Origin of the sequence: Dethiothermospora halolimnae, from assembly GCF_037577855.1 — a bacterium.
GTDB lineage: Bacteria > Bacillota > Clostridia > Tissierellales > VENL01 > Dethiothermospora > Dethiothermospora halolimnae.
This window is the reverse complement of sequence record NZ_JBAKFX010000079.1, coordinates 1-13,098: the sequence shown is the minus strand read 5'-3', so window position 1 is coordinate 13,098 and position 13,098 is coordinate 1. Positions and strand designations below refer to the sequence as shown.

Genomic DNA, 13,098 nt, shown 5'->3' with positions numbered 1-13,098 from the left:
TTGGTCTTAATTTTATCTTGTCAATAAAATTGTACCCTATTTTTGGGGGGTGGCAAGTATTTTATATATAAATTTGTAAAAATAAAGGTTTTGTCAAGGTTTTTTGATAAAACTTTTGACAAAACCAGCTTTTGTAAGGGGGGGGAGATATGATGAGATATTTAGGGGTAGACGGTGGCGGTACTAAAACAGATTTTATGATTATAGACGACAAGGGAAAGATATGGGGATATACTAGGAGAAATAGTTGTCATTACATTGAACAGTCTATAGATACTTTTAAAAAAGTATTGGAAGAAGGAGTAAATGAGGTGTGTAAGAAAGCGAATATAGATATTTCTAATATTACTTACTCCTTTTTAGGACTTCCCGCCTTTGGAGAAGTGGATAAAGATATTCCCAAACTGAGAAAAATAGTTGAAAATATTTTAAAATCTAAATCCTATAAATGTGGTAATGATGTGGAAGTAGGATGGGCCGGTTCTTTAGCCTGTCAGCCTGGTATTAATATTGTAAGTGGGACTGGTTCCATAGGATATGGAATAGATCAAAGGGGAAATAAGATTAGAGTTGGTGGATGGGGATATTTTTGTGGTGATGAAGGTTCAGGATACTGGTTAGGTAAAAAGGCTATAGAATTATTTACAAAGGAATCCGATGGTAGGCTAGAAAAAACACCTATATATTGCATTATAAAGGATGAATTAAATATAGAAAGGGATTTTGATTTAATAAATATAATATATAATGAATTAGCGTTTAAAAGAAGTGAGATAGCTAGTATATCTAAGTTATTATATAAAGCAGCTAAAAAAGGTGACAATTACGCAAAGACAATTTTTAAAGAAGCAGCCTATGAACAGAGTTTGACAATAAAGGCAATTATAAAAAAATTAGACTTTAATTTAAATGATAATATATTAGTTTCCTACTCTGGAGGAGTATTTAACGCAGGAGAATATATTCTATCTCCTTTAAAAGAATATGTGAAAAACATAAATAAAAGTATAAAAATTGTAGAGCCCATATTTAAACCAATTACAGGAGCATCTTTATATGCATTAATGTTACATAAAGAAAAAAGTAGCAAAGATATTATTAATATATTAAAATTCCAAGAGAAGACAGTGTTTCAAAGAGATTTATAAATTTTTATATTGTCGAGGATGGGCAATCCTTCAACTAATTAAAATTAACATAGTAGGTAGGTGAAATTATGATTGTATCAACGGAGAATATGCTAATAGATGCTAAAAATAGAGGTTATGCAGTACCCGCTTTTAATATACATAATTTAGAAACTATACAAGTGGTATTAGAGGCAGCAAAGGAATTAAAATCACCAGTAATACTAGCAGCTACTCCAAGTACGGTTAAATACGCAGAACCAGAGTATTTAGTCGCTATAGGAAATGCTGCCAGTAAAAAGTATAATATTCCCATAGCATTACATTTAGATCATTTTCGACAAGTAGATTTAATAAAAAAATATATTGATATAGGTTTTAGTTCTGCAATGATAGATGCTTCCCATGAGGAATTTGAAGAAAATATTAATAAAACCAAGGAAATAGTAAAGTTTGCCCATAAAAAAGGAGTAACAGTGGAAGCTGAATTGGGGAAATTGGGGGGAAAGGAGGATAATGTTATAGTCTCTGAGAAGGATTCGATGTTTACAAATCCAAAGGATGCAGTAGAATTTGTAAAAAGGACAAACATTGACTCCTTAGCAGTAGCTATAGGAACCGCCCATGGATTATATAAAACAGAACCTAAGTTGGACTTTGAAAGGTTAGAAAATATAAATTCAATTGTAGACATTCCCCTTGTACTACATGGAGCTTCAGGAGTACCTAATGATAGCATTAGAAAATCCATAAAGTTGGGTATATGTAAGGTTAATATAGCCACAGAATTAAAAATCCCCTTTTCTGATGGAGTAAAAAAATATTTTATTGATAATCCTAGGGCCAACGATCCTAGAAAATACATGCTTCCAGGGAAAGCTGCTATGAAAGAAATAGTAATGGAAAAAATCAAGTTATGTGGAAGTAATGGAAAGGCTTTATAGATGGGAGATGATTTATCTTGATTACTACTATAACATTAAACCCTTCTGTGGATAAAAGATATGATATAGAAGATTTCCATAGAAATGGAATTTTTCGTCCTAAAAATGTGGAAAGGACAGCTGGAGGGAAGGGACTAAATGTAGCAAGGATAGTGCATACCTTAGGAGAGCCTGTTATAGCATCTGGATTTTTAGGTGGAGAGAATGGAAATTTTATATCAAAGGAATTAGATAGATTAGATATTGAGAATAGATTTATAGATATAAAGGAGCATACAAGGAATTGTATCGCAATATTATCTAAAAACTCTGGTCAAACAGAAATATTAGAGTCTGGGCCTAAAATCTCAAAAAAAGAATTAAATCTTTTTTTAGAGCAATACACAGAAATGATTAGTAAAACAGATATAATTTGTGCTTCAGGGAGTTTACCTGAAAATATACCCTCTAATATATATAGAAAGTTAATTAAAATAGCCAAGAAAAAAAATATAAAGTTTATACTAGATACCAGTGGCGAAGCATTAATAGAAGGTATAAAAGAAATCCCTTATCTTATCAAGCCTAATAAAAAAGAATTAGAAATAATAGAAGGAAAAAGACTGGATAATGAAGAAGATATTATTACCAGTGGAAGAAGATTGGTAAATAAGGGGATTGAGTTTGTAGTGATTTCTTTAGGGAAAAAGGGCTCAATAGTGCTAAAGGATGATAAGATTTTTAGAATTAAAGTACCTAAGGTTAAAGTGAGGAATCCAGTGGGTTCAGGAGATGCCATGGTGGCAGGATTTGCAGTTGGTCTAAGAAAGGGTTATAACTTAAAAAACATATTATCTTTTGCAGCAAGTGTTGGAACTGCTAATGCTATGGACTTAGGGACCGGTACAGTGAAACTTAAAAATATTAATAATATAATGAGTAAAGTTTTTATTGAAGGATTAAAATGAAAAAAATACTATAAAGACAAATTCTAGGGGGTATTTATGAATTTATTAAAAGAAATAATCCATAAGGAACAAGTAAATAAAGAAGGAAAGGCAATATATAGAGAAGCAGTAAGGGGAATAATTATAAATGGAGAAAAAATACTCATGATTCATTCTAGGAAAAATGGAGATTATAAATTTCCTGGTGGAGGATTAGAGAGAAATGAAACCCATGAAGAGACCCTTTTGAGGGAAGTTAAAGAAGAAAGTGGTGCCATGGTTTGTAAGATTGAGAAAGGTTTTGGGAAAGTGACCGAATATGATATTCCCACAGAGGAAGAGTATGATGTATTTAAGATGACATCTTATTATTATATTTGTAAAATTGACGACAAGTTTGAAAAACAAAGCTTAGATGAATATGAAGAGGATTTAGGTTTCAGACCTGTATGGATTAATATTGATGATGCTATTAAAGCCAATAAAGCATTAATAATTAATTCTGATAATAAACAAGTTCCTAGATGGGTAACTAGAGAAGCTTCTGTATTGGAACAGATAAGAAAACAATTGATAAAAAAAGGAAATCTATAATATATTATAGATTTCCTTTTTTTATCAAAAATATTGATTTAAATAAACATCTAATATATATAATCACAATTAAATAAACGGCTAATGTTATAATTAAAATTAGAGAATTATTTAATTTAAGAAAATGATAGGTGGAATAGCTGTTATAAATATTCCAATATAAGTTATGATACAGCGCACTACACCTGATCATATGAGGGGAAGAGTTTTTGGGGTTATAGGACACCTATTGCAATGTCAATCACACCTGTGATTACAGGTGTTTCTTTATTTTTTCCATTTTATTAAAGATAAACCATAACAATATTAAAAATGACAGTAGAACTATTGTATTTGCTAAACCACCTTCTAGACCAAAGGAACCTCCACTCATTAGAGTATCTTTCATATCAATTAAATAAATACTGTCCCCAACATCTCTTCCACTTACTTTTATACCAAATACATTTCCTTGTAAATAATTCCAAGAAATATGAAATCCTACTACAATCCAAATATTTTTTGTCTTGATAAATAAGTAAGATAACAACAATCCAGCTAAAATTATATTAATAATAGGCAATAGACTAGAACTGGGATTGGCACCGTGCAAAAAAGCCCATATTGCTGATGCTATTATTATTGCTAACCAATCTTTTTTCATTTGCTGTAGCGAAGTTATAAAATAGCCTCTAAAAAACATTTCTTCCCCAAGGGCTGCCAGTATAAATATTAACAATTGTTTTATCAAGTTGGAAGTAAAGTTAGGGGATATAATAGGGGTTGCAAAGCTGGAATCTCCTATAACTACTAAAATTATAAGGTTAAATATTACTAATAGAGCTCCAAATAATAATCCCCATAAAAGACTTTTATAGTTTTTAGTTAGTGACTTAAAACCAATATTAATCAGAGTTTTTTTTCCAACGAGTTTTATCATAATTAGAGTAGAAGCGATAAAAGCTATAAAAATAGATACCTCACTTAATACTTCTATTCCTAATGTACTTCCAATCATAGAAAATATAATGGTAAAGATAAAAGCAATTATTAAGGCTAATATGATTTTCCATGGTAATTTTAGTTGGTTATTATTATTAATAAATAAATTTTTCATGTAAACTGCCCCCCTCAAAATTTGTTAGTTATATATATTTAAACTAAAAGGTACTACAATGTACCTTGCATACTATATATATATAATAACACATGGTACATTGTAAAACAAGGTACTGTTTTATATTTTATCAAGTCAATATATGACAAAAGAACAAGTTATATGACAAAGGATATTAAAAGAAAAAGAAAGAATATATATTAAAATAAAGGAAAAAGTCATAAAGTAATATGTTATAGAAGGTTAAAAACTTTTGATTTCAAAGAAAATAGAAGGGCGGTATTTACTATGAATCATTCCATATTAAGTAGAATATTTGGTCTAGATTACTATAGGTTAACAAATAAAGAAAAGAAGCAGATTATTAAAGAACAAATAATGATTAATCTAGGGAGGCGGAAGGTATTATATTCTGTTCTACTAATTATGAATACGGTACTTTTATTTATAGATATTATAAAGTTTCGTGATATGGAAGAAAATATAGAAAGTTATAGATACCTATTTTATCTTCATATTATTGGCATAGTAGGGTTAAGTATATTTATTTTATTTTTATCGATAAAAAACAAGAATAATATCTTGAAATATTTATATAGACATAAACTTTTTGGAAATATTTCTGTTACTTTGGTATTAATATGGTGTGTGTTCCTTGCACTAAATGCCCAAATGATACATGGTCAAATCTCAGCATATATAATTGGTGCTTTTTGTATGGCATCTATTTTTATAATAGATCCCATATCCAATTTAACTATATACTTTATATCTTATATTATATTCATTAAAGGTATGTTTATGATAAATGTAGATCCACAACAGATAAGTGGAAATATAGTGAATTCTTCTTTTTTACTAATATTAGCAATAATGGTATCTAATATGGGATTTTCAAATTTTGTAAATGAATATATAAATGTAAAGACTATAGAGAAAATAAATAAAAAAATAAAAGAGTCTAATTATTTATTGGAAGAAACAGTTGAAAAAAAGACTAATGAATTGAAAGAAGCCAATAAAAAAATAGTTGCTGAGATAGAAAAAAGGCACGAAATAGAGATAGAATCGTTAAAAAATAAGCTATCATATGAAAAGCAAAAAAGTTTATTGGATAAAAAAACAGAGTACGAAGAACTTAGAAATGAGTTTTTTGCAAATATATCCCATGAATTAAAAACCCCCCTAAATATAATATACAGTACACAGCAGATGATAAATTTATATATGAAAAATGGACTGATAAAAGATAATACAGGAAAGCTTAATAGGCATATTAAGGTTATGAAACAAAATTGCTATAGATTAATTCGGTTAGTAGGAAATCTAATAGATACTACTAAAATTGATACAGGTAACTATAAAATTAATTTAAAAAACTATGATATAGTAGGATTAATTAAACAAATAGTTTATTCAGTAGATGATTATATTAGTAATGAAAAGATAAATTTAGTATTTAATTCAGATGTTAAGACCAAAGTTATTGCCTGTGATCCGGATAAAATAGAAAGAATTATTTTAAATTTATTATCCAATTCGGTTAAATTCACTCCGAAACAAGGTGATATTTATGTTAATATTTATGAAAAAAACAACTATATCTGTATTTCAGTGAAGGATACTGGGATAGGAATTCCTTTTGAAATGCAAGAATCTATATTTGAAAGGTTCATACAAGTAGATAAATCTACTAAGAGAATGACTGAGGGTAGTGGAATGGGTTTATCATTAGTAAAATCTCTAGTTGATATGCATAGTGGAAAAATAGGTCTAAAAAGTGAACCTAATAAAGGAAGTGAATTTATTATATCTTTACCAAATGTTACAGTAGACAATAGCAGTGGAATTAAAGATGATATAATTTTAACACCAAATGGTAATGTTGAAAGAATAAATTTAGAATTTTCGGATATATATATGGATTTAATGAAGTAGTAATGGTAGTAGCAGTATGATCTATTAGAGGTAAGTATAATAGATAAGAAAAAAATAGAGGTAACTTTAAGTATTTGTAGAAATAATATGGTTGAAATCTTTTTAAAAATAAAAAAAGTATATGATAGTAAAGGAGAAAAAACAAATGAGAAAATTATATAGAAATTATATTGGATTATTTTATTTTGGTTTTTTTGCCATAGGTTCCATGGGACCACTTCTCTCAAACTACTTGGAATCTATAGGTTTAAATGGTAAAGAAATAGGGATAATAACTTCAATGACATCCTTTATAGGAATATTTGCACAACCAATGTGGGGGTTATTATGTGATAAAACACAGCAAACAAAAAAGATAGTGGGGACTATAATTATAGCTACTATAGTTATTTCACTCTTTATACCTTTTATTAAATATTTTTATTTATTAATTATAATATTTGGTTTTTTGTACCTATTTCAAAGTGGTATAGGTCCTATTATAGAGACCATGGCGCTAGGGTCACAAATAGATTTTGGTAAGATTAGACAGTGGGGAGCAATTGGTTTTGCAATGGCTGTTTTAATATCCGGGGCCATAGCAGATAAATTTGGTCTCCATTTAATATTTATAATTCTTGCTATAGCCTACGTTATAGCTCTATTATTTTTAAAGCCTATTGATATAAAAAAACAGCCAAAGATCAATATAAAATTAAGTGATGTGAAAAAGTTATTCCACAACAAGAGATATGTAATATTTTTATTAAGCACTTTTTTTATAAGTGGTACTATTGCAGGGCATAATAATTATTTTGGATTATTATATAAAGCCCTAGGAGGAACAATATCTGGAATTGGTTTAGCATTTTTACTTTTTGCAGGTAGTGAAGCTCCATTTATGAACTTGACCCATAGGTTTATAAAAAAATGGGGATTAGAAAATATATTAATATTCTCCGCTGTAATTTCAATGACTAGATGGTTTTGGTATGGAACTAGCCCATCACCAACAATAATACTATTTTTATTCTTTTTACAGGGAGTATCTATAGGAACCTATTTAATAAGTGCTGCCCAGTTTATTAGGGAAAACACAAGGGAAGAATTAAGGGCAACGGCAATGACTATATATGGAGCCTTAAGTATGGGGTTAGGTGGAATGGTGTGTAAATTATTTGGGGGTTATGTTTTAGATTATATGGGAATATCATATGTATATTCTTTTTTTGGCATATTTAGTTTAATTGGACTCATATGTTTGGTTATAGTCAAAAAGATAAGATATAAATAAAAAATGTGGAATAATTGTTAATTTTATTTAATTATTGAAAAAAAGTGAAGGGAAATATAGATCATTGTAGAAATAATATGATTTGTAGTATTAATAAATTTAAAGTAAATCACTTTATATGGAGGGAGTATATGAAAAAGAAAAGAATAATATTTATGGGGGTTTTAATAGCAATACTTTTATCTCCATTGAGACCTTTTTTCCTTAAAGCCTTTGGACAAGGGGATTTTGAGATTTTATACAAGTTAGGTTTTAATGCTTATTACAAAAATGATACATTAACCCCGGCAAGGATTAAAATAAAAAATAATTATGGAGATTTTAATGGTGAAGTTCAACTTATTTTTAGGAAAGAAAGAAAATATGGAAAAGATGTTAAAGAATTAGGGGTTAAATACACAAAAGATTTAACCATGGCAAAGGGGACAACAAAGGAAGTATTAGTGGGTGTAAAGATATTTGAAAGATGCGATACTATGACTGTTAGAATAATAGATGATAATAGAAACAAAATATGGGATGAGGATATTAAGATTCAACAAGGGTCATCAAGGGACTCCGTTGGGATTGGAGTTTTAAGTGATGATGCCGAGGCTTTAAATTACCTTAATCTAATTTTCTTTAAAGATAGAAGGGGAGATATGAGAGATCCAAAAACAGTGAGGCTAGATGGTAAATTATTGGAAAATCCAGAGTATTATACTCTCTTTAATACAATAGTAATTAATAATTATAATAGTGAGAAATTAACGGAAGGTGAAGTTTTTGCATTGGAAACTTGGGTAGAAAAGGGAGGACTTTTAGTAGTTGGAACAGGCCCTAACTATGAAAAGACATTAAAGGGATTGGGAAAATTAAACTTCATTAGTGTAAATGGAACAAAGAATATAACAGATTATTCTAGCTTTAAAGATAGTAATGGTAATATTTTCAAAAGTGATAAATCACTATCTATAATAGATGGTAATAAAGGTGATGGAGATGTAATAGAAGCCCAAGGTGATACTAAATTAATATTTAGAAAAAAAGTAGGGGACGGAAATGTTATAATAACAAGTTTTGATTTAGGGTTATCACCATTTATTGATTGGAATAAAAAAGATACTTTTTTACAAGATAAATTAAATAGCTATATTAATAATATTAATATGGACAATGACCATTCATATTATAAAAGGATGTATAATAATATAACCCAGCGTGTTCCTACAAAAAGGTTGCCCTCATTAAGGGTTATAGCTATAATTTTAGCTATATTTTTAATACTAGTGGGACCTATTAACTATATAATTTTGAAAAAGTTAGATAAAAGATTGTGGGGATGGATTACCATACCAGCAATGGTTCTTATATTTACATCAATTATGTATTTCTGGGGAAATACTAATAGATTTACTAAACCATTAATAAATAGTTTAACAATTGCCAATGTAGATATAGAAAATGAAACGATAAAATTAGACACTGTATCATCAATCTTTGCTTTTAATCAAGGGGATGTTGATTTAGAAATAGCTAATAATATTAATTATAATATACCGGAGGAGTTTATAGATGAACTGCTTTGGAATAATGCTGATGGAGAATATGATATTGAGTATATACTTGAGAATAAAAAACATATAATACTTAAAAATAGAGAAAAATGGGATTTAGAAAGTTTAGAGACAACTGAAACAATAAAGGATAAAAAATTTTTGGATTATAGCTTAAATATAAACAGTGAAAAGATAACCGGAAATATAAAAAATCTATATCCCTTAAGACTTGAAGATACTTCTATTATTTATGGGTATAATTATCAAAGGCTAGGAGATTTAAATATAGACGAAGAAAAGGAAATTAACATTAGGTTGAAAAAGAGAAAAGTATCATTAAGTGACTTTGATTTTTATCAAGAATTAACCAATGATTTATATGGGTACACTGAGCACTATAGTCCATATAATATGAAATTGGATGGAGATTTACTTGATAATAGTGTAAAGAGAGGTGTATTACTAAAGTATCTACAGGATAGTTACAATATAAATCCTAAGATGAATAAAGCATTACTTATTGGATGGAGTAGGCTACCTATTAGTTCTAGTATTAAGATAAATGATGGTTACGGAGAAAGAATAGATAGAAATCTTATTGTTATTCCCCTTAATATAAGCTATAAAAAGGGAGATAAAGTAATAATGCCCTATGGGGTTATACCACCTAATATTAATCTAATGGATGGAGAAATAAATAAAGACTATGATGAGGTATTTTTAGATGGAAGTGCCCTGATCCAAATGGAGCCTATAAAGGATATAGATATAACTAAAATAAAAGTTCATTCAAATAGTGATATGTTATCCGATGAAATAGACATAGATATCTTTAATTATAAAACTAATAAGTGGGAAGACTTTGGTTCAACATATGTTGATGTTGAAAGAATAATTGATAAAGATAGTATGGATAGATATTATGATAAAGAAATGGGAGTTAAGTTAAAAATTGAGGCTGAAACTAGAGATAGAGGAGTTAATATCCCTCAATTTTATATAGAGGGGGTAGCTAAATAGTGCTTAGATTAGAGAATGTTACAAAAAAATATGGAAAGTTTATAGCTGTGGATAACATATCCCTTAATATAAATGAGGGTGAAATATTTGGGTTTGTTGGACCAAATGGAGCGGGAAAAACAACCACACTAAAAATGATATCGACTTTACTAAAACCAACCTCTGGAGAAATATTTATAAATGATATTCAAGTAAATGAAAATATAAAAGAAGTTAGAGACATGATAGGATATATGCCTGATTTTTTCGGAGTATATGATAGTTTGCGAGCAGAGGAATATTTAGATTTTTATGGAGATGTGGCAGGATTAAAAAAGGAAGAAAGAAAAGTTATGATAAAAGATCTCCTTGATTTAGTAGAATTATCCCATAAGAGAAAAGCCTATGTGGATAATTTATCTAGGGGAATGAAACAGCGATTATGCTTAGCTAGAAGTTTAATTCATAATCCTAGCTTACTGATTCTAGATGAACCGGCATCGGGTATGGACCCAAGGGCTAGGATTCAGATGAAGGATATATTAAAAGAACTTAAAAAAATGGGAAAAACAATACTTATTAGTTCCCATATCCTATCGGAACTTTCGGAACTATGTAGCCATATAGGGATTATTGAAGATGGTAAAATAGTCATAAATGGTAAAGTTGAAGATATAATGTCGGAAATATATAGTGGAAATAATATTAAAATAAAGGTTCTAGATAATTATGACCATACTATACAAATACTAAAGGAATATCCTAAAATAGGAGAAGTTTACAATAATGATGACTATATAGAGTTTACATATGATGGAGATAAGGAGATCCGGGCAAAGATATTAAAGTATCTTATAGAAAATAATATACCTGTTACATCCTTTACTGACACCGAAGGAAAACTAGAGGAGGTATTTATGAAGGTAACAAGGGGTGATAAAGATGATTAATCCAGTACTTAAAAAAGATTTAAAGGGTAAAATGAGAACATGGAAAACCACAATTTTAATTTCAATATATGTATTATTATTAAGTGGTATTGCCCTTACAATGTTTTACTTTGCATATTCTGAAGGGGGAAGGGATTATTACTCAAGTAGTTATGTTCAGTCATTTTCAATGATTACAACGGTACTTATAGTTCTTCAAATGCAAATTATAATGCTTATTGTACCTGCCACAACATCATCAAGTATTTCCGGGGAAAAGCAAAGAAGAACATTTGATATTTTACTTTGTACAAGATTGTCAAGTGGTTCAATAGTCCTTGGAAAGTTAATGACAGGGATAAGTCAGGTTATACTGTTGTTAGTGGTTTCTATTCCTGTATACAGTGTGTTAACCATATATGGTTTAATCGGAATTGGTGATATATTACTGATATATGGATATTTTATACTTATATCCATATTTTTAGGATCCATGGGAATATTCTTGTCCTCTGTTTTTAAAAAAAGTATTACTTCAACCATTGTAAGTTATTTAATAACTATGTTTATAACCGGTGGTATATATGTTATTTTATTTATAATTAGTAATATTTATTATAGGTTTGATGAAACTAAAGGATTTGATTTTATGGCTAAGTTATTATATGTAAATCCCTTTACTGGATTGAGCGGGATACTGTCTAATAGTGGCGGTTGGAGTGGATTTTGGAGGATCTTTACTTTAGGTAAAGAGCCAAGTGCTTCTAAAGTATTATTTACTAACATAGCTACATATATAGGACTGTCCATACTATTTTTAGTATTGGCATCTATTAGGATAAATCCAATGAAGAAATTTGGGAACAAAATAAGAAAGAAATAGGTCTAAATATATTAGTCTGGATAGATGAGAATTCATTCTTCGGTATAACTAATATATAATAATAGATGTAGGGACAAGGCATGCCTTGTCCAACTTTAAATCCAAAAAATTATAAATATATATGTAAAAGGTCTATGTAGGAGGTGAAAATATGCTTGATAAAGAGATTAAAAATTTACTAAAACCAATCAAAATCAAGCTATATTTTAAAAAGCTTGTAAATTATATTTTCTATTCACTGTTGATAGGAAGTTGTACATCTCTATTGTTATTAATCATATCTAGATTTATACCCATTACATTTATATGGGAAAAAGTATTATTAACCCAATCTATATGCTTATCATTGGGAGTAATAATATCATTATTAAAATTTCCATCATACAATGATACGGCAAATCTAGCAGATAGTTTTGGACTAAAGGAACGGGTTATAACCTCTTTAGAATTATCTGAAGAAAAGGGAAGCATGGCTATGATACAGAAAAAAGACACCATCAATAGTCTTAAAAATAATAATATTAAATCTAAAATAAAGCTAAAACCACCTACAAAGGTAATATTTCTTATCATATTTACTATGATATTAACTATAACTGTTGGATTTATTCCAACAAAGGCATATAATAGAGCAAAAGAAAAAGAGGAAAATAATAAGATAATAGAAGTTGAAAAAGAAAAGATAACTAAGGTTCAAAGGGATATAAAAGAGGATAAAACCCTTACTAAAGAGGAAAAGGAAAAAATAGATAAAGAATTAATTAAGTTAAAGAAAAAACTTAAAGATATGAAGAAAAATGATGAAATTAAAAAGGAAATAGCTGCATTATATGCAGTTTAATAGCTTTAAT

At 28.7% G+C, this 13,098-nt stretch carries 11 protein-coding genes; 10 read left to right on the top strand and 1 reads right to left on the bottom strand.

What is annotated here, in order from left to right:
* Nucleotides 1-149: 149 nt before the first annotated feature.
* The 4 genes from V6137_RS19060 to V6137_RS19045 all read left to right on the top strand — a co-directional run bounded on the left by V6137_RS19060 (nucleotide 150) and on the right by V6137_RS19045 (nucleotide 3,591).
* Nucleotides 150-1,148, top strand: coding sequence for a BadF/BadG/BcrA/BcrD ATPase family protein (locus V6137_RS19060; protein ID WP_425449568.1), 999 nt, complete (start codon nucleotides 150-152; stop codon nucleotides 1,146-1,148).
* A gap of 68 nt (nucleotides 1,149-1,216) precedes the next feature.
* Entirely contained in the window at nucleotides 1,217-2,071 is an 855-nt protein-coding gene (locus tag V6137_RS19055) for a tagatose bisphosphate family class II aldolase (protein WP_425449567.1), read from the top strand.
* A 17-nt stretch (nucleotides 2,072-2,088) separates the two neighbouring features.
* Nucleotides 2,089-3,018 (top strand): 1-phosphofructokinase, encoded by a 930-nt coding sequence (gene pfkB, locus V6137_RS19050; protein WP_425449566.1) that lies wholly within the window; start codon nucleotides 2,089-2,091, stop codon nucleotides 3,016-3,018.
* 36 nt (nucleotides 3,019-3,054) lie between these two features.
* Nucleotides 3,055-3,591, top strand: a complete 537-nt coding sequence (locus V6137_RS19045) for an NUDIX hydrolase (protein ID WP_425449565.1) — start codon at nucleotides 3,055-3,057, stop codon at nucleotides 3,589-3,591.
* A 253-nt stretch (nucleotides 3,592-3,844) separates the two neighbouring features.
* Here the strand turns inward: V6137_RS19045 and V6137_RS19040 are convergent, their stop codons facing one another.
* Nucleotides 3,845-4,687 (bottom strand): CPBP family intramembrane glutamic endopeptidase, encoded by an 843-nt coding sequence (locus tag V6137_RS19040; protein WP_425449564.1) that lies wholly within the window; start codon nucleotides 4,685-4,687, stop codon nucleotides 3,845-3,847.
* Between the two features lie 288 nt (nucleotides 4,688-4,975).
* Here V6137_RS19040 and V6137_RS19035 point away from each other — a divergent pair, with 288 nt between their 5' ends.
* The 6 genes from V6137_RS19035 (at nucleotide 4,976) to V6137_RS19010 (ending at nucleotide 13,088) form a co-directional block, all read left to right on the top strand.
* Nucleotides 4,976-6,625 carry a sensor histidine kinase gene (locus V6137_RS19035; RefSeq protein ID WP_425449563.1) on the top strand — a complete coding sequence of 550 codons (1,650 nt, stop codon included), beginning with the start codon at nucleotides 4,976-4,978 and terminating at the stop codon, nucleotides 6,623-6,625.
* Nucleotides 6,626-6,770: 145 nt separating this feature from the next.
* On the top strand, nucleotides 6,771-7,898 hold the full coding sequence (locus tag V6137_RS19030) for an MFS transporter (protein ID WP_425449562.1): 1,128 nt from the start codon (nucleotides 6,771-6,773) through the stop codon (nucleotides 7,896-7,898).
* A gap of 131 nt (nucleotides 7,899-8,029) precedes the next feature.
* Nucleotides 8,030-10,456, top strand: a complete 2,427-nt coding sequence (locus tag V6137_RS19025; protein WP_425449561.1) for a hypothetical protein — start codon at nucleotides 8,030-8,032, stop codon at nucleotides 10,454-10,456.
* Entirely contained in the window at nucleotides 10,456-11,385 is a 930-nt protein-coding gene (locus V6137_RS19020) for an ABC transporter ATP-binding protein (protein ID WP_425449560.1), read from the top strand. The genes V6137_RS19025 and V6137_RS19020 overlap by 1 nt, the downstream gene beginning before the upstream one ends.
* The gene (locus V6137_RS19015; RefSeq protein WP_425449559.1) at nucleotides 11,378-12,247 is read left to right on the top strand and encodes an ABC transporter permease; all 870 of its coding nucleotides are present in this window, start codon (nucleotides 11,378-11,380) and stop codon (nucleotides 12,245-12,247) included. Before V6137_RS19020 ends, V6137_RS19015 begins: the two co-directional genes overlap by 8 nt.
* A gap of 151 nt (nucleotides 12,248-12,398) precedes the next feature.
* Nucleotides 12,399-13,088, top strand: a complete 690-nt coding sequence (locus V6137_RS19010; RefSeq protein WP_425449558.1) for a hypothetical protein — start codon at nucleotides 12,399-12,401, stop codon at nucleotides 13,086-13,088.
* The last annotated feature ends 10 nt before the right edge of the window (nucleotides 13,089-13,098 follow it).

Coding starts and splice junctions, on each gene's coding strand:
- V6137_RS19060 (WP_425449568.1), top strand. CDS start 150: ATGATGAGATATTTAGGGGTAGACGGTGGCGGTACTAAAACAGATTTT.
- V6137_RS19055 (WP_425449567.1), top strand. CDS start 1,217: ATGATTGTATCAACGGAGAATATGCTAATAGATGCTAAAAATAGAGGT.
- V6137_RS19045 (WP_425449565.1), top strand. CDS start 3,055: ATGAATTTATTAAAAGAAATAATCCATAAGGAACAAGTAAATAAAGAA.
- V6137_RS19040 (WP_425449564.1), bottom strand. CDS start 4,687: ATGAAAAATTTATTTATTAATAATAATAACCAACTAAAATTACCATGG.
- V6137_RS19035 (WP_425449563.1), top strand. CDS start 4,976: ATGAATCATTCCATATTAAGTAGAATATTTGGTCTAGATTACTATAGG.
- V6137_RS19030 (WP_425449562.1), top strand. CDS start 6,771: ATGAGAAAATTATATAGAAATTATATTGGATTATTTTATTTTGGTTTT.
- V6137_RS19025 (WP_425449561.1), top strand. CDS start 8,030: ATGAAAAAGAAAAGAATAATATTTATGGGGGTTTTAATAGCAATACTT.
- V6137_RS19015 (WP_425449559.1), top strand. CDS start 11,378: ATGATTAATCCAGTACTTAAAAAAGATTTAAAGGGTAAAATGAGAACA.
- V6137_RS19010 (WP_425449558.1), top strand. CDS start 12,399: ATGCTTGATAAAGAGATTAAAAATTTACTAAAACCAATCAAAATCAAG.